The organism is Pseudomonas sp. S3_C06 (assembly GCF_054667675.1).
In genome coordinates this window covers 6,019,690-6,035,898 of sequence record NZ_CP162747.1, presented here as the reverse complement: position 1 = coordinate 6,035,898, position 16,209 = coordinate 6,019,690, and the positions used below count along the sequence as shown (strand labels likewise).

15 protein-coding genes are annotated in these 16,209 nt (G+C 59.9%); 10 read left to right on the top strand and 5 right to left on the bottom strand.

Features of this window, described 5'->3' with window-relative positions:
• Positions 1–244 precede the first annotated feature (244 nt).
• Positions 245–982, bottom strand: a complete 738-nt coding sequence (locus tag AB4N44_RS26875; RefSeq protein WP_460111360.1) for a thioesterase II family protein — start codon at positions 980–982, stop codon at positions 245–247.
• 129 nt (positions 983–1,111) lie between these two features.
• Here AB4N44_RS26875 and AB4N44_RS26870 point away from each other — a divergent pair, with 129 nt between their 5' ends.
• Positions 1,112–2,245: a cupin-like domain-containing protein gene (locus tag AB4N44_RS26870; RefSeq protein WP_460111362.1), complete on the top strand. Its 1,134-nt coding sequence runs from the start codon at positions 1,112–1,114 to the stop codon at positions 2,243–2,245.
• A 16-nt stretch (positions 2,246–2,261) separates the two neighbouring features.
• Here AB4N44_RS26870 and AB4N44_RS26865 read toward each other — a convergent pair whose 3' ends face one another.
• Positions 2,262–3,434, bottom strand: coding sequence for an MFS transporter (locus AB4N44_RS26865; protein ID WP_460111364.1), 1,173 nt, complete (start codon positions 3,432–3,434; stop codon positions 2,262–2,264).
• Between the two features lie 327 nt (positions 3,435–3,761).
• On the opposite strand from AB4N44_RS26865, the gene AB4N44_RS26860 reads away from it, so the two are divergent.
• The 4 genes from AB4N44_RS26860 to AB4N44_RS26845 all read left to right on the top strand — a co-directional run bounded on the left by AB4N44_RS26860 (position 3,762) and on the right by AB4N44_RS26845 (position 8,265).
• Positions 3,762–4,766, top strand: a complete 1,005-nt coding sequence (locus AB4N44_RS26860) for a terpene synthase family protein (protein WP_223027933.1) — start codon at positions 3,762–3,764, stop codon at positions 4,764–4,766.
• Between the two features lie 129 nt (positions 4,767–4,895).
• Positions 4,896–5,696: a 3-oxoacyl-ACP reductase FabG gene (gene fabG / locus AB4N44_RS26855; RefSeq protein ID WP_095120095.1), complete on the top strand. Its 801-nt coding sequence runs from the start codon at positions 4,896–4,898 to the stop codon at positions 5,694–5,696.
• Positions 5,689–7,515, top strand: a complete 1,827-nt coding sequence (locus AB4N44_RS26850; RefSeq protein ID WP_460111366.1) for a glycoside hydrolase family 15 protein — start codon at positions 5,689–5,691, stop codon at positions 7,513–7,515. Before fabG ends, AB4N44_RS26850 begins: the two co-directional genes overlap by 8 nt.
• A 360-nt stretch (positions 7,516–7,875) precedes the next feature.
• A complete protein-coding gene (locus AB4N44_RS26845; protein ID WP_223027931.1) occupies positions 7,876–8,265 on the top strand; it encodes a hypothetical protein in 390 nt (129 codons plus the stop codon).
• Here AB4N44_RS26845 and AB4N44_RS26840 read toward each other — a convergent pair.
• Positions 8,237–8,869: a hypothetical protein gene (locus AB4N44_RS26840; RefSeq protein ID WP_460111368.1), complete on the bottom strand. Its 633-nt coding sequence runs from the start codon at positions 8,867–8,869 to the stop codon at positions 8,237–8,239. The genes AB4N44_RS26845 and AB4N44_RS26840 overlap by 29 nt on opposite strands.
• A gap of 75 nt (positions 8,870–8,944) precedes the next feature.
• The gene (locus AB4N44_RS26835) at positions 8,945–9,928 is read right to left on the bottom strand and encodes a GlxA family transcriptional regulator (RefSeq protein ID WP_095120091.1); all 984 of its coding nucleotides are present in this window, start codon (positions 9,926–9,928) and stop codon (positions 8,945–8,947) included.
• Positions 9,929–10,017: 89 nt separating this feature from the next.
• Between AB4N44_RS26835 and inhA the strand changes: the two genes are divergently transcribed.
• From inhA to AB4N44_RS26820, 3 genes are all read left to right on the top strand, one after another.
• Entirely contained in the window at positions 10,018–10,704 is a 687-nt protein-coding gene (gene inhA / locus AB4N44_RS26830; protein ID WP_460111370.1) for an isonitrile hydratase, read from the top strand.
• Between the two features lie 231 nt (positions 10,705–10,935).
• Positions 10,936–11,727 (top strand): CPBP family intramembrane glutamic endopeptidase, encoded by a 792-nt coding sequence (locus tag AB4N44_RS26825; protein ID WP_460111371.1) that lies wholly within the window; start codon positions 10,936–10,938, stop codon positions 11,725–11,727.
• A 101-nt stretch (positions 11,728–11,828) separates the two neighbouring features.
• Positions 11,829–13,394, top strand: a complete 1,566-nt coding sequence (locus AB4N44_RS26820) for a methyl-accepting chemotaxis protein (protein WP_064389791.1) — start codon at positions 11,829–11,831, stop codon at positions 13,392–13,394.
• Positions 13,395–13,544: 150 nt separating this feature from the next.
• Here the strand turns inward: AB4N44_RS26820 and AB4N44_RS26815 are convergent, their stop codons facing one another.
• The gene (locus AB4N44_RS26815) at positions 13,545–13,679 is read right to left on the bottom strand and encodes a hypothetical protein (RefSeq protein WP_283242354.1); all 135 of its coding nucleotides are present in this window, start codon (positions 13,677–13,679) and stop codon (positions 13,545–13,547) included.
• A gap of 218 nt (positions 13,680–13,897) precedes the next feature.
• Between AB4N44_RS26815 and AB4N44_RS26810 the strand changes: the two genes are divergently transcribed.
• Together AB4N44_RS26810 and AB4N44_RS26805 are read left to right on the top strand one after the other, a co-directional pair.
• Positions 13,898–14,596 (top strand): hypothetical protein, encoded by a 699-nt coding sequence (locus tag AB4N44_RS26810; protein ID WP_460111374.1) that lies wholly within the window; start codon positions 13,898–13,900, stop codon positions 14,594–14,596.
• A gap of 79 nt (positions 14,597–14,675) precedes the next feature.
• Positions 14,676–16,067 (top strand): surface-adhesin E family protein, encoded by a 1,392-nt coding sequence (locus tag AB4N44_RS26805; protein ID WP_460111376.1) that lies wholly within the window; start codon positions 14,676–14,678, stop codon positions 16,065–16,067.
• The last annotated feature ends 142 nt before the right edge of the window (positions 16,068–16,209 follow it).

Genomic DNA, 16,209 nt, shown 5'->3' with positions numbered 1-16,209 from the left:
TTCTCAGCATCCGGATCAGTAGGCAGGAAGCACAAAGGCACGTCGTCCCTATAAAACGAATGCAGACCGGAAAAATTAGCGAATGAGAAGAACTGTCAGGCGGGAGGCAGAGCGGGGATTTCTCGGGCACCACAAATCAAAGGTGGGAGCGAGCCTGCTCGCGAAAGCGGTATGTCAGGCAATGAAAATGCTGACTGTTGCGACGCTTTCGCGAGCAGGCTCGCTCCCACAGGTTATAAGGTGTTCAGGCAGTCGCGGCCATGGCGTGGCGGCGATGATGCACATCGAGCTGATCCTTGATCACCTTGAGCACTTTGGCTTCATGCTCATGAATAAAGAAGTGCCCGCCGGCGAGCATGTCCACCGAGAAACTGCCGCGGGTTTCCTTGCTCCAGCCGATCAATTGTTCAGTGGTGGCGCGATCAGCCTTGCCGCCGAGCACATGCACCGGGCAGTTGAGCAGCGGTCGCGCCAGCGGCTCGAACTTGCCGCACAGTTGAAAATCCGCGCGCAGGATCGGCAAGGTCAGGCTCATCAGCTCTTCGTTGGCCAGCACTTCCTCGCTGGTGCCATTGAGCGTGCGCAGTTGTTCGATCAACTCGGCGTCGGTCTTGGGGTCGGCAAAGCCGCGATCGTAATCGGCACGCAGGGTCGGCGCCGCCGTGCCGGAAGCGAACAGCGCCACCGGTTCCGGGCAACCCAGTGCACGCAGGGCGTGCGCCATTTCGCAGGCCAGCAACGCGCCCAGGCTGTGGCCGAACAGCGCATAAGGGGCGTTGAGTGTCGGACGCAATTCCTTGGCCAGCTGCATCGCCAGCCCACGCATGTCGGTGTGCAGCGGCTCACCAAAACGTGCGCCACGTCCCGGCAGCTCAACCGGTTGCAAGTGTAGCCACTGCGGCAGTTTCGGCCGCCAGCGGCTGTAGACCATGGCACTGGCGCCGGAATACGGCAGGCACAGCAGGGTCAGCTTGGTCACCACGCTTTCCTCGAAAAATTCATCTGTAGAGAGAGACGGATCCCACGCCGGGTAAATTAGTCATCGACCAGTAAATTCCCCCAACAGGCGCTCGTTAACTGTTCAGGCCAAAACCAATAATGAGGGATCACCGTGGACCTGCAGAGCATCCTGGGCAAACTGTTCGCCAATGCCGGCGCCGTCGGCATCGAAGGCGTTTTTCAATTCGTGTTTGGTCCGCAGCAGGCCTACTGGTCCGAGGTCAAGGCCAGCAGCCGCACCGTGCCCGGACGCCACGCCAGCCCGGACGTGACCATTGAAGTCGCCGAGCGCGACTTTCTCGGGATCATGAGCGGCATGGCCAACGTCGAAGAGCTGTTCGCCAGCGGGCGCCTGAAGATCGGCGGCAACATGGGCCTGGCAACGATGCTGCCGCAGATCATCGAACATGCGATGCACGGTGGCGCCGTGGCGGAAAAAGTCGACATGAACAAGCGCTACCCGACCCCGCCACGCTTCAGTGAAAAACTCACCGCCAGCCTGCCGATCCAAAGCAGCATCGAACGCCTTGCCCGCAGTGATCTGTCGGTTGCCGAATTCAAAAGCCGCTACCTGCCCAATGGCATTCCGGTGGTGGTCAGCAATGCGCTGCACGACTGGCCACTGTTCAAGCTCAGCCGTGAAGAGTCGCTGGTGCATTTCGCCGAGCTGCAAGGCATCACTCGCCATGGCGACTACGTGAAGAAGACCTTCTCCACCGAACGTGATTTCCGCTCCACGTCGATGGCCGACTTCATCGCCTCGCTGGATCAACCGGCGGTCAAAGGTGCGAATGGCGAACCACCCGCCTACATGGGCAACAACATCCTGCCGGCGCAGTTGATGCAACAGATCAAATACCCGGCCTACTTCGACGCCTCGTTATTCATCCCGCCGCGTATCTGGATCGGGCCGAAAGGCACGTTGACGCCGTTGCATCGTGACGACACCGACAACCTCTTCGCGCAGGTCTGGGGGCAGAAGAAATTCACCCTCGCTGCGCCGCATCATCGTGAAGCCTTGGGCACCTGGTCGACGGCGCCCAAGGGCGGTCTGGATGGTTGTGATTTCAACCCCGATGCGCCGGACTACGAGCGCTTCCCCTCCGCTCGGGACGTGACCTTCCTGCGCGTAACGCTGGAGGCTGGGGATTTGCTGTTTTTGCCGGAGGGCTGGTTCCATCAGGTGGAGTCGGTGTCGACATCACTGTCGGTGAATTTCTGGGTGAATTCGGGACGGGGCTGGTAACCCCACAATGGTGATTTCATTTCAGATGGCGGTAACTCTGTATTGCCGAGCCCAGCACCACCGCCCCGGCCGCAATCGCCAGCCAGAAACCGCTGCGTGCGCCGAAAGCGTCCACCAGCCAACCGGAGCCGGCCGCCCCCACAGCCACGCCGATACTCAAACCGGTCACCAGCCAGGTCAGGCCTTCCGTCAGTTTGGCTGGTGGCACGATGCGCTCGATCAACGCCATCGCCACAATCAGCGTCGGCGCAAAAAACAGCCCGGCGATGAATACCGCCACCGACAAGCCGAAAATATTGCTCGCCAATAACAGCGGCAACGTCGTCACCGCTGTCGCCACGCCGCCGTACAAAAACAACCGCGGCAACGGCAGTTTCGAACGCATGGCGCCGAAGGCGATACCGGCCAGGCACGAGCCGATGGCGTAAACCGACAAGACGATGCTCGCCGCCGCCGGCTGCCCTTGATGCTGGGCAAACGCGACGCTGACCACATCAATCACACCGACGATGATGCCCATGGCAATCATCAACGCCAGCAGTAGCTGAATGTCCGTCGATGCAATGATCGAACCCTGATGATGCGACTCCTGCGGATGCACCGCCGGCTCGGTGCTGCGCTGGGCGACGAACGCCGTGACACCAATCGCGAGCGCCAGCAACGCCGCCAACGGCCCGGCCTCGGGGAACACCGCCACACACAACCCCACCGACAACGGCGGGCCGACGATGAAACAGACTTCGTCGAGCACCGATTCCAACGCATACGCGGTCTGCAATTGCGGCTGGCCACGATAGATCTCGGTCCAGCGCGCCCGCACCATTGCCGACATGCTCGGCATGCACCCGGCCAGCGCGGCGAAGATGAACAGCGTCCAGGTCGGTGCCTGCAAGCGGGTGCAGAGCAGCAACATCAACAGTGCCCCGCCGCCGATCAACGCCGATATCGGGAGAATTTTTCGCTGGCCATAACGGTCAACCAGACGCGACACCTGCGGCGCGCAAAACGCCGTGGCCAAGGCAAACATCGCTGCCACCGCACCGGCCAACGCATAACCACCTTTCAACTGAGAAAGCATGGTGATCACGCCGATACCGGTCATGGAGATCGGCATGCGCGCGATCATCCCGGCCAGCACAAAATTTCGTGCGCCGGGGGCGGTGAATAATTCGCGGTAGGGGTTTGCCATGGGTACAGCCTCATCAAGGGCCGCCAAGTTGCCATAGGCTCGGGGGGCGTGGAAGCGCGCAATTGTTGGTGGAATGTGAAGGCCTGAAATGCAAATGAAGCCAGTACCGTTTTTTCACACTTGCAGCTTCAGCCGCCAGCTGTTGGCAACGCAACCATTCGTCGCAAATCATGCGTACCTGTCAGACCTGACAGGTGCTTCGTCTTCCAACAAAGCGCATTCATATACCCAACGTTACCCAGGCAGGAACTCGCAGGTTGAGAACATTGCTCAGACCCGACGACTGCATCCAGTGTCCCGAGGCAAGCGGTGTAAAAGGAGCAGACCATGAATCGACCCACCTTCACGGCACAACCACGCAGCGCCGTTTCGCCCTTTGTCGTGCGCAGCCTTTTCTGTCCTTCCCCGACACGCATTGATGAGGCGCTGGGCCAGGAAGTCAATGAGCGTCTTATGGCGTGGATACCGAGCGTGGGTATCTTTGCCGGTAAACACGAAAAACTGCGCGCCAGTGACTTCGGTCGCTACGCGATGTTGTGCCATGCCGACACGGACGATCCGGACAGGTTACTGCTCGCTGCGCAATGTTTCGCGGCACTGTTCGCCGTGGATGACCATTATTGTGACGACCTATCGCTCGGTGGCCGCCCCGAGAAAGTGGCCGAAATGCTGTCGTTCGCCATTACGGCAATCGATCCGGTGTATTTGCCTGCGCCTTTCGATGAAGAACTTTCGCAACAACAAACGTGCGACCCGGTAATCAGGGGCTTGCTGTCTTACATGAAACGCGTGGGGCAATTCTCCACCCCATCACAAGTGGCTCGAGTACGGCAAATCACCATTGCCATGTTTGTCACCATGGCTGCCGAAGCCCCGTGGCGTATCTACGGTACCCAACCCACTATCGCCGAATATCTGGCCAGCCGACAGGTCAACAGCTTCTGGCCTTGTCAGGTTCTGATTGATGTTATTGGTGGCTACGAAGTACCCGCCAACCTGTATTCCCACCCACAGATTCATCGCATCAGCGCCTTGGCGGCACTGGCCACGACTTTGGTCAATGACTTGTATTCCGCGTACAAGGAGCACCTCAAGGAAACGGGAGACTTCAAGCTTCCCTACCTTCTGGCGGCCAGACATCACTGCTCGCTGCAAGAGGCCATCGATAAAGCGGCGGATATTCATGATGCCGTCATGCAGGAATACTCAACGCTCGAAAAGCAACTGCTGAACAATGCCGCACCTTTGACCAAACGCTATTTGAAGGGCTTGACCACTTGGGTGGCGGGTAACCTGGAGTGGCATAAACACAGTGCGCGCTACCACATCTGAATGGTCGCTATAAAACGCTCAACTGCCTCACAGCGCATTTGGGCCAGGAGGGTGTAGAGACTTTTCACTGAACTCTCGCCTGCGCTGGCCAGTCAGCTATTGAAGACAAAGCTTCAGGCCCAGACACTCATGCAGATCTCCCTTACCCGCCAGGTAGCCCTGATCACCGGCGCCAGTTCTGGCATCGGTCACGCCGCCGCCAAGGCCCTCGCGGCTGCCGGCGCTGCAGTGGTCATCAACTACAACCGACAGGCCGAACCTGCCGAAGCACTTGCCCGGCAGATCGTCGCCGACGGTGGCCAGGCCATCGCCATCCGCGCCGACGTATCAAAGGAAGACGAGGTTGAACGGCTGTTCGCCGAAACCCTCGATGCCTTCGGCTCACTGGATATTCTGGTGGCCAACTCGGGTATGCAAAAAGACGCGCCCGCTGTGGATATGTCGCTGGACGATTGGAACGCGGTGATCGGCGTCAACCTCACCGGCCAATTCCTCTGCGCCCGCGCCGCACTGCGGATCTTCAATCGCCAAGGCGTTCGTGAAGGCGTGTCCCGCGCGGCCGGCAAGATCATCCACATGAGTTCGGTGCACCAGCGCATTCCCTGGGCCGGGCACGTCAACTATGCAGCGTCCAAGGGTGGCGTCGACCAACTGATGCAGACCCTCGCGCAGGAAGTCAGCCACCAACGCATTCGTATCAACGGCATCGCCCCGGGAGCGATTCGCACGGCGATCAATCAAGACGCCACCGAAGGCGCGGCCGCTGAAAAGCTGCTCGAACTGATTCCCTACGGACGCATCGGCGATGCCGAGGACGTCGCCAACGCGGTGGTCTTTCTCGCCTCCGACGCCGCCGACTACATCGTCGGCACCACCCTGTTCATCGACGGCGGCATGAGCCTCTATCCGGAGTTTCGCGGCAATGGCTGAGCATCACCTGGAACGACAAAGCCCGATCGACGCCCACGGCATCATCGGCGACATGCGCAGTGCAGCGCTGGTCAATGATCGCGGCAGCGTGGATTTTTTCTGCTGGCCGGAGTTCGACAGCCCGTCGATTTTCTGTTCGTTGCTGGATACCCCGGACGCGGGGATTTTCCAGTTGGCGCCGGACTTGCCCGACGCGCGCCGCGAGCAGATCTACCTGCCCGACACCAATGTTCTGCAAACCCGCTGGCTGAGCGAGCGGGCGGTGGTGGAAGTCACGGATCTGCTGCCTATCGGAGACAGTGACGATGCCCTGCCGCTACTGATGCGGCGGGTTCGTGTAGTGAGCGGGTCGGCGACTTTCACGATGCGCTGCGCCGTGCGCCACGATTACGCCCGAGCCGACACCCGAGCACAGATGGATCAACAAGACGTGACGTTCAGCGCTGCCGGCCAACCGTCACTGCGCCTGGCTTCAGACCAGCCGATGCAGATCGACGCGCAAGCGGCGGTGGCGCAATTCACCCTCAAGCAAGGTGAAACGGCGGCGTTCATGCTCGGTGCCACCGATGATCCACGATTCGCCGAAGGCGCCGGACACTTGTGCATGGAGCGCACCCTGAAGTTCTGGCGCGACTGGATCGGTCAATCGATTTACCGCGGCCGCTGGCGGGAAATGGTCAACCGCTCGGCCCTCGCGTTGAAACTGCTAACGTCGCGCAAACATGGCGCGATTCTCGCCGCCGCCACTTTCGGTCTACCGGAAACGCCGGGCGGCGAGCGCAACTGGGATTATCGCTACACGTGGATCCGCGATGCCTCGTTCACGGTGTACGCGTTCATGCGCCTGGGCTTTGTCGGCGAGGCCAACGCCTACATGGGCTGGTTGCGCGGACGGGTCAGCGACTGCTGTGGCCAGCCGATGAAACTGAATATTCTCTACGCCATCGACGGACAACAGGAATTGCCGGAAACCGAACTGGATCATCTGTCCGGTCACGGCGGCGCAAAACCGGTGCGCATCGGCAACGGCGCTTACGATCAGATCCAGCTCGACATCTTTGGCGAGCTGATGGACGCGGTGTATCTGGTCAACAAATATGGCGACGCGATTTCCCACGAAGGCTGGAAACACGTGCGCGAAGTGGTCGATCAAGTCTGTGAGACCTGGCAGACCAAGGATGTCGGCATTTGGGAAATGCGCGGTGAACAGCACCACTTTCTGCATTCTCGACTGATGTGCTGGGTGGCGCTGGACCGGGCGATTCGTTTGGCGTCGAAGCGCTCGCTGCCGGCACCGTTCGCCCAGTGGGACCAGACCCGACAGGCGATTTACGCCGATATCTGGGACAATTTCTGGGATGAAGAGCGCGGGCATTTCGTCCAGTACAAGGGCGGCACCGCGCTCGACGGTTCGATGCTGTTGATGCCACTGGTGCGCTTCGTCAGCGCCAAGGATCCACGCTGGCTGTCGACCCTCGAAGCCATCGAAAAGACCTTGGTGCGCGACGGCATGGTGTATCGCTATCGCAATGACGACAGCAATATTGATGGTCTGGCTGGCACCGAAGGCGCGTTTGCCGCGTGTTCGTTCTGGTACGTCGAATGCCTGGCTCGCGCCGGGCAGGTGGAAAAAGCCCATCTGGAGTTTGAGCAATTGCTGCGTTATGCCAACCCGCTGGGCCTCTATGCAGAGGAATTCGACAGCCATGGTCGACACTTGGGCAATACGCCGCAAGCGCTGACACATCTGGCGTTGATCAGTGCGGCGAGTTTTCTGGATCGGCGCTTGAGCGGGGAAAAGAGTGAGTGGCAGCCGTAATGTTCGCCAGTAGTTGTAGGAAATACCCCACAAAACGATGACTTTGTAGGATCCCTGTGGCGAGGGTATTTATTCCTGCTCGGCTGCGCAGCAGCCCCCAAACCATCCAACTCATTCATCCAGAAGTACCGGGGATTCTGACTTTGGGGCCGCTGCGCAGGCCAACGGGGATAAAACCCCTCACCACAGTTGGACACACCTGCGGACTACAGCGGCTCAACATCCCCCCTGTCATCCCTACCCCGCAACTCGCAGTCACACCCGGAAATACCCTGTTGCCAGCTGTTACATCCGCCCCTACCATCCACCGCAACGGGCACAGCGGAGCTGTCCAATAAAACCCGAATTCAAGGAACCAGAATGTCTCAGCACGTCCAGCGCACCATCGACACGCCCCTTCGCAGCGGCCTGACTCGCACCCAACTCTGGGAAGCCGCGGACAAAGGTCTGATCAAATGCTGGGAAATCGGCCGCCAGCGCGCCACCCGCTTCCCCGACCTCGCGCAAAAATGCCTCGCCGGCGAACTGCCGGTACTCGGTTGGAAAGGTGGCGTGAGCCGCAGCCTGAAGAAAAACGAAAAATATGGCTCGTTGAAGTATCTGGCGCAGTGGCAAGGGTTGCGCGGCGAGGACCTGGATATCGATTTGAGTGAAGAGCGTTCGCTGACCTGCTCGCGGACGAAGATGCGGGTGACGTTTACCCCGGATCGGAGCAAGTATTTCAATCAGGTGGCGGAAGCCGAGGCTTAGCCGTGCGGAAGTCCGGTCGGTAGCAACCCGGGTACAGCGCGCACACGCCGTACTGTGCATCCAGATCGGCCATGTGCTGGTAAAACTGCTCAATCTCCCAGAACGTCTCTTCCGCGACGGTCATCAGGTAGAAGTAACTGAGTTGATGATCGTTCGGCAGCACTAATGGAAACTCTGGCAGCACGTCCATCCGCGGTGCATTGGCCAGAGCCGCTAGCATGGGCGTCGGAGCCTGGGACAACTGCTCGAAGTACTTCTCTTTGTACGCCGCCAGACCGACGGCTTCGCCCTTGGCCCTGGCATCGATCAGTTGCGCGAGGTTGGCGCGGCGCTGCTGCCAGTACGCGGCTGGCAGGTCGACATTCATTTGTTGCTTATGTTTGGCCAAAGCTTCGTCTGCGCTGACTTGGCGCTTTGGTTCGCCCGGCTCGGCGGCAGCTCGTGCTTCGAGTTCCTTGAACGACAGCATGATCGTCGACTTGGCAAACATGCGCTCCATCAGTTCACGGCGTTGCGGGGTATCCGGCAGTGACGGGGGCGGCGAGGCGCAACCGGCCAGCATCCCGACGAGTACCAGCAGAGCAAGCAACGGTTTGAGTGACATGCATCGTCCTTGAAGTCGGTCGGCAGAATTAGCTGCGCAGTTTATCTGAACCCGAAGCAGCCCCGCTGGAAACCCTCAAGGCATCACCGGATCGGGTGCAGCACTGACCGAAAACCGCTCCCGATAAGCCTGCGGCGTCACGCCAATCGCCCGCAGGAAACTGCGGCGCAAGGTTTCTTCACTGCCAAACCCGCAATTGGCGGCGATCCGCTTCACCGGCAGACCGGTATCACTGAGCAAGCGCCGGGCGGTTTCGACGCGGATCAATTCGATCGCCCGCGCCGGGGTCTGGCCGGTGTCAGCGCGGTAGTGGCGGACGAAACTGCGTTCGCTCATGCCAGCCTGCTCGGCGAGCGTCGGGACGCCTAGGTCGCAGGTGAGGTTCTCGGCGATCCACGCATGTAACTCATCAAAACGATTGCCCTGATTCTGCAAGGACAAGGTCACGCTGAATTGCGATTGCCCGCCCGGACGTTTCAGAAACACCACGAGGTGCCGGGCGACGTCCAGGGCGATGTCGCTGCCCAGATCCTCTTCAACCATCGCCAGTGCCAGATCGATGCCAGCGGTGACACCCGCCGAGGTCCATACCGGGCCGTCGGTGATGAAAATCGGATTGGCCTCGACTTGCAGTTTCGGATGTTGCTGCGCCAATTGTTCGCAACGGGTCCAGTGGGTGACGACGCGACGACCGTCGAGCCAGCCACTGGCCGCGAGCAAAAATGCCCCGGTGCACACTGACGCTACGCGCCGACATTTCGCCGCATGTTCGCGCACCCAATCCACCAACGCCACATCTTCGGCGGCAGGATAAATGCCCCAGCCACCGGCGATGATCAGCGTGTCGCTGGGCTCCAGCGGTAGCGGTTCGGCCAATACCGCCAGCCCCGCCGAGGACATCACCGCCCCGCCCTCGCTGGCAATCACCGACGGCGCATAGGGCACGGGCAAACCGCGTTGACGACAGAGGTCATTGGCCGAGGCAAACACCTGCAACGGCCCGGTGACATCGAGGATCTGCATGTTGGCGAACGCGAGTACGTGGATGGCTTTGGGCATTTGGCGTAATTCGTGGGGTTATTGGCGTATGCGCCAGAACCTACGCGCCTACAGTGAAGCCGTCCACCCCTTTTAATGGAGCAAGAACGATGACGTTGCAGATCGGTTTTCTGTTGTTTCCGCAGGTTCAGCAACTTGACTTGACCGGGCCCTATGACGTGCTCGCCTCGCTGCCGGGCGTGCAAGTACATCTGATCTGGAAGGATTTGATGCCGGTCACCGCCAGCACCGGTCTGCTGCTGAAACCGACCACCACGTTCGAGGATTGCCCGTGCCTGGACGTGATCTGCATTCCCGGTGGCGGCGGTGTCGGGCCATTGATGGAAGACGCGCAGACGCTGGACTTCGTCAAACGCCAGGCTCTTCAAGCGAAGTATGTGACCTCGGTGTGCACCGGCTCGCTGGTCCTTGGCGCAGCGGGTTTGCTGCAAGGCAAACGGGCGACCACGCATTGGGCGTATCACGATCTGCTGCCGACGCTGGGGGCGATTGCCGTGAAGGATCGGGTGGTGCGTGACGGTAATCTGTTTACCGGCGGCGGGATTACGGCAGGGATTGATTTTGCCTTGGTGCTGGCGGAAGAGTTGGTGGGTGCTGACGCGGCGCAACTGATCCAGTTGCAATTGGAATATGCTCCGGCGCCGCCGTTCAACGCAGGCAGCCCGGAGACTGCGCCGGGTGCGATTGTCGATGAAGCACGTTTGCGTGCAGCGCCATCGCTGAAGCTGCGCACGGAAATCACCGAGCGTGCTGCGGCGAAACTTAACCTGCACTGATCCCAAGCGCTACACAAATCCCATGTGGGAGCGAGCCTGCTCGCGAAGACGGCGGATCAGTCGACATCAATGTTGTCTGTCCGACCGCTTTCGCGAGCAGGCTCGCTCCCACATGGGATTTGTGTGTGGCGAGGGTTTGTTTGCCGTCCCCACATTCCGCCACAGCTTCACTTGTCCCCACGCCCCCACGCGTGTAGAAAGCCCTTCCACAAATTTGCACAGGGACTTTCGATGAAGGCTTTGCCATGGCTCTATCTGGCGCTTCTCAGCCTCGGTTACGGATGGGCGCTGAGCTACGGCCACCTCGGTTGGCTGGCGTTGATCTCCGTTGGATTACTGGTGTTCGCCGGTTTTGCCGTGCGCCAGCAACAGGTTCCGGTCGCACGGTTTCTCGGCCATGGCCTGTTCATCGTGCTCGCCTTGGCGTTGGCGTTGCACTGGTTGCCGGGGTTTGCCAACGGGCGCGCCATCGATCCGCAGCGCTTCACCGACAACGCCGTGCCGTTCGCGATGTACCTGAATCTTGATAAACCGCTGATTGGTTTCTGGCTGCTGCTGGTGTGCCCGTGGATTGTCGGGCGCCGTTCATTGCGTCTGAGCGTCTACGCCACCGCCCTCGCCCTGACGCTGAGCGCGATTCTAGCCCTTGGCGGCGCACTGTTGCTGGGCGTGATCGCCTGGGCGCCGAAGTGGCCGGAACAGGCATGGCTGTGGGTGCTGAACAACCTGCTGCTGGTGACCTTGGTCGAAGAAGCGTTGTTTCGCGGCTATATACAGGGCGGCCTCAGCCAGCGTTTCAAACACCTGCCGTACGGTGAAAACCTCGCCCTGCTGCTGGCCTCGTTGCTGTTTGGTCTGGTACATGCCGGCGCAGGCTGGACCTGGGTGTTGCTGGCAGGGCTGGCGGGCGTCGGCTATGGTCTGGCCTACCGTTTTGGCGGACTCGGCGCGGCGATCGCCACGCATTTCGGCCTGAACCTGCTGCATTTCGGCCTGTTCACCTATCCGATGCTCGTCGGCTGAAGCAAGCGCCGTTTTGCGACGCCGTGCTGATTATTGAAAAAAATTTCAATAAAAAGCTGTCACCGCCGACAACCTTTCAAAGCCTTGCGGATTGAAAAACCATGCGTAACAACCAGCCCATTACACAACGCGAACGGACTTTCCCGGCTCAGCAGCGGTTGATCTCCACAACTGATGCCAAGGGCGTGATCACCTACTGCAACGACGCTTTCGTCGAGATCAGCGGGTTTTCGCGTGAAGAACTGATCCGTGCGCCGCACAACCTGGTGCGTCACCCCGACGTCCCGGCTGCGGTGTTTTCGCACATGTGGGGCACATTGAAACAAGGCTTGCCATGGATGGGCATTGTCAAGAATCGCTGCAAGACCGGTGACCATTACTGGGTTAACGCCTATGTCACACCGGTGTTCGACGGCAATCAGGTGGTCGGTTACGAGTCGGTGCGGATCAAACCTACCGCCGAACAGATCCGCCGCGCCGAAGCGCTCTACCAACGCATCAACCAAGGCAAGTCGGCGATCCCTTCCAGCGATAAATGGCTGCCAGTGCTGCAAGACTGGCTGCCGTTCATTCTGGTCAGCCAACTGAGCTTCGTGATCGGCGCCACCCTGAACTCGCAGTGGGGCTTCGCCCTCGCCGCCGGTTTGTCGGTGCCGCTGGGCCTGATGGGCCTGCAATGGCAGCAACGCGGGCTCAAACGCCTGCTGCGCCTGGCCGAGCAGACCACCTCCGACCCGCTGATCGCGCAGATGTACACCGACAGCCGTGGCGCCCAGGCGCGTCTGGAAATGTCGATCCTCAGCCAGGAAGCTCGCCTGAAAACCTGCCTGACCCGTCTGCAGGACACCGCCGAGCACCTGACCGATCAGGCCAAACAGTCCGACGCCCTGGCGCACAACAGCTCCACCGGCCTGGAACGTCAGCGCGTGGAAACCGAACAGGTCGCCACCGCCGTCAACCAGATGGCCGCCACTACTCAGGAAGTGGCCAGCCACGTACAACGCACTGCTGACGCCACTCAGGAAGCCAATCGCCTGACCGGTCGCGGTCGTGACATCGCCGGCGAAACCCGCGAAGCCATTCAGCGTTTGTCCGTGGTGGTTGGGGAAACCGGTTTGACCGTCACCCAACTGGCCAAGGACAGCGACGAAATCGGCGGCGTGGTCGATGTGATCAAAGGCATCGCCGACCAGACCAACCTGCTCGCCCTCAACGCGGCGATCGAAGCCGCACGGGCCGGTGAGATGGGTCGTGGGTTTGCCGTGGTGGCTGACGAAGTGCGTCAACTGGCGCAGCGCACCAGCGAATCGACCGGGCAGATTCATGCCCTGATCGCCAAGTTGCAGCAGACGGCTTCGAGCGCCGTGCAGACCATGGAAGCCGGGCATCGTCAGGCCGAAGAAGGTGTGGCGCGAGTGCTGGAAGCGGATCAGGCGCTGGTCGGGATCAGTGAAGCGGTGGCCAACATCACCGACATGACCACGCAGATTGCTGCGGCGACGGAAGAGCAAAGTGCGGTGGCTGAGGAGATCAGCCGCAACATCAGCAATATTTCGGAGCTGGCGGATCAGACTTCCGAGCAAGCGCATAACTCGGCTTTGCTGAGTGAAGAGCTGACCAAAACGGCGAATACGCAGTACTCGTTGGTGGAGCGGTTTAACCGCTAACAGCAAAAAATCGCAGCCTGCGGCAGCTCCTACAGATAATCGGTGTAGGAGCTGCCGCAGGCTGCGATCTTTTTGACGTTGGAAACCCGGACGGCGAAAGCTGTCCGGTTTTATTGGTTCCGGGATTGGTGACGTCTGGCACACCGCGCATCACTGGGAATAGAGAGTTTTCCCGTTGACGTTTTCCGCCAGGACCAGCAACGGCTGACTGGCCAACAGCGCCGCGAACGACGTGCACACCAGATATTTCATGCGCCTGGATAATGTAGTCAACAGGTCATCCATGACAGGTCTCTCGCATTAGAGCGCGAGACGCTAGCTTGTGGGGCTGTGCGTGTGTCCAGCGAGTTTTCCGATGCGCACTTCCACGTCCTGGCAGCAGCTGAATTCAGGCGCCGGAACTCGATCGCCGCAATAGTGGCACATTAATATCCACTACCCCTTCAGAATTCCTGCATGCGGACGACAACCTCCGCAAGTCCGTTTCTTGTTGTGAGTCCTTCATGAAGAAGATCGCTGTCCTGATGTTCGCCATTCTGTTCCTGGCCGGATGCGCCAACCAGAAATTCAAGCCCGAATACCGTACCCAAATCCACACCGTGAAAATCCTCGCGGTGTCATGGAAACCCCGGGAAATGAGCTATATGGGACGCGAACAAGCATGGGGCGCCGCCATTGGCGCGGGCGTCGGCACCGGCGTAGGTCTGGCGGCGGGCGCTGGCAAAATCGGTACAGCGGCACTCGGCGGTGCCGGTTTTGCCGCTGGTTTGAAGGCCGGCGACTTGGCCTCCATGTCGACCGTCGATGCGATCCTGTACAACATGGAAACCGCCAACATCAACCTCGGCGACTTGGTGAAAACGAGCTTCGAAGAAAAACTCGCCGCCAGCGGCCGCTTCAAAATCGTCGGCGACAACGAACCGGCGGACGCGCAGATTGAACTGACCGTATTCAACTGGGGCTTCGCCCTGACCCAGGGCTTCAGCAGCGTGGTTTACCCGACCATCGCGGTCAACGGCGTGATGAAGCGCGGCGACGAGTTGATCTGGCAGCGCAACGAGCCGATCACCGCGTTTAACGGCGCCAACACCTACGGTTATGAGCCGCTGCGCTATCGCACTGAACCGGAACTGGTACGCACCGCGTTGACCGGTGTTTCGCAGATTGTCGGCGACTATCTGGTCAAGGATTTGAACGAGTAAGGGTGATGGCGCTGCGCTGAGCCCAAGCAGAGCTATATGAATCGTAATGCCTCTTTCAATCGATCCCCCGGAGAGTTCCGTGCAGCGCATCATTCTTTGCATCAGCACATTGCTGCTGGCCGCTTGCGTCACCCAGCCCAAAAATACCGACCGCCAGGCAGTGTTGCTGGCCCAGCCGTTGACACCCAACAGCCTGATGCGTGAAGGCGACGTCATCAACTTTCAGGTGATCGAGCCGCGCGATCCGCAATCCGTGGTGGTACAGCGCTTCCAGTACTCGGCGGCCTGCAGCACGGCGCAGATCAACGAAGTGTATTCATTCCTGTTGATGCGCCACATTTATCCGGGCAATCCGGGCCACTATGCGCCGGCGAGGGCGTTGCCCGAGCGTTACCACGCCACACTGCTGAACAACCGCGACTTCCTCCAGGCATGCAAAAACCTGCCCGTCGCCGATTGGCGCAAAGTGGCGCAAGACGACACGGGTCGTTGGTTGCTGGTCGATAAAAACAACCTGCAAAACAAGGCCGGGCAAGTCGATGTATGGATGGCCTACGACGAGCCGAAAACCCGCCTCAACCTGGTCAATAGCGCACCGTTCACCCAAACTCGCGAGCACTACACGTTCGATTGCGCTACACGCAATTCCACGCTGCTGGCCCGCTATTTCCTCAACGCCGACAACCAGGTCACCGACGGCAAAATCGACATGTTCCCCGAGACCAAAGCGATCACGGCGTCCGAGGCGGACAAGTCAAAAATGGTTGAACTGGTGTGCAACGCACCAACGTCAATCGCCAGCCTGCCGGCGCTGACCCGACGCAGCAAAGCGGCGGTAGATGCCAACGCTATCCCCGACATCAACCCGAACGTGCTGAAAAGCATCGAACAGCTGCACCTGCCGAAACCACTCAAGACCCTGACTTACCTGGACCTCGCCGGAACCGCCAGCAATAGCAAAAAGAGCTGGCCGGAACGCACCGAATACTTCATTTCCACCGACCCGGTCACCCAACAACTGAGCATTGACCATAAGAGCGAAAACCTCGTCGGCCATCAAATCAGCTGGCGCGGCCTGCTCACCCTGTCCGGTCGGGAACAGGCCAAACTGTCCCGCAACACCCTTGTGATCGACAATTTGAGTTTCCGAGGTGATTGGCAGCAAATGCGCGTCGGCAGCCAACTGGGCTACACCCGCCAAGGCAGCATCAACAGCAACCTGATCGGCTCGCTGGGGGAAGAACCGGTTACCGTGGATTGCACCGTCGACAGCGAGTCACCCGCCAAACTGCTGAACCCGGCGTTGAGTGGTAACGCCAAAGCGATCAGTTGCCGTGATCAGCGCAAGAGCTTGAAGCCCGTGCCGATGGATCATTATTACTATCTGGTGGATTACGGTTTTTTCTATCACGCTAGTACGGATAAAGGCGACGGGATTGCGGTGGATATGCACGTGCAAAGCGTGAAGTAGGCGGCGACGGGACGCTGAAATAGCGCAGCCATCCCGCGTCGCCCTTTTTACACTTGAAAGCCCGGCAAGCGAGCGCTTCCGGGCCTTTTGTTTGTGATCTGGGATTTTTGGGGGCTGGCAGATCGTCATCGCGAACAGGCGA

Bases quoted from the DNA above. Each gene is read 5' to 3' on its own strand.
- AB4N44_RS26860 (WP_223027933.1), top strand. From the start codon at position 3,762: ATGAATCGACCCACCTTCACGGCACAACCACGCAGCGCCGTTTCGCCC.
- AB4N44_RS26810 (WP_460111374.1), top strand. From the start codon at position 13,898: ATGAAGAAGATCGCTGTCCTGATGTTCGCCATTCTGTTCCTGGCCGGA.
- AB4N44_RS26840 (WP_460111368.1), bottom strand. From the start codon at position 8,869: ATGTCACTCAAACCGTTGCTTGCTCTGCTGGTACTCGTCGGGATGCTG.
- fabG (WP_095120095.1), top strand. From the start codon at position 4,896: ATGCAGATCTCCCTTACCCGCCAGGTAGCCCTGATCACCGGCGCCAGT.
- inhA (WP_460111370.1), top strand. From the start codon at position 10,018: ATGACGTTGCAGATCGGTTTTCTGTTGTTTCCGCAGGTTCAGCAACTT.
- AB4N44_RS26825 (WP_460111371.1), top strand. From the start codon at position 10,936: ATGAAGGCTTTGCCATGGCTCTATCTGGCGCTTCTCAGCCTCGGTTAC.
- AB4N44_RS26845 (WP_223027931.1), top strand. From the start codon at position 7,876: ATGTCTCAGCACGTCCAGCGCACCATCGACACGCCCCTTCGCAGCGGC.
- AB4N44_RS26815 (WP_283242354.1), bottom strand. From the start codon at position 13,679: ATGGATGACCTGTTGACTACATTATCCAGGCGCATGAAATATCTGGTG.
- AB4N44_RS26820 (WP_064389791.1), top strand. From the start codon at position 11,829: ATGCGTAACAACCAGCCCATTACACAACGCGAACGGACTTTCCCGGCT.
- AB4N44_RS26850 (WP_460111366.1), top strand. From the start codon at position 5,689: ATGGCTGAGCATCACCTGGAACGACAAAGCCCGATCGACGCCCACGGC.
- AB4N44_RS26865 (WP_460111364.1), bottom strand. From the start codon at position 3,434: ATGGCAAACCCCTACCGCGAATTATTCACCGCCCCCGGCGCACGAAAT.
- AB4N44_RS26835 (WP_095120091.1), bottom strand. From the start codon at position 9,928: ATGCCCAAAGCCATCCACGTACTCGCGTTCGCCAACATGCAGATCCTC.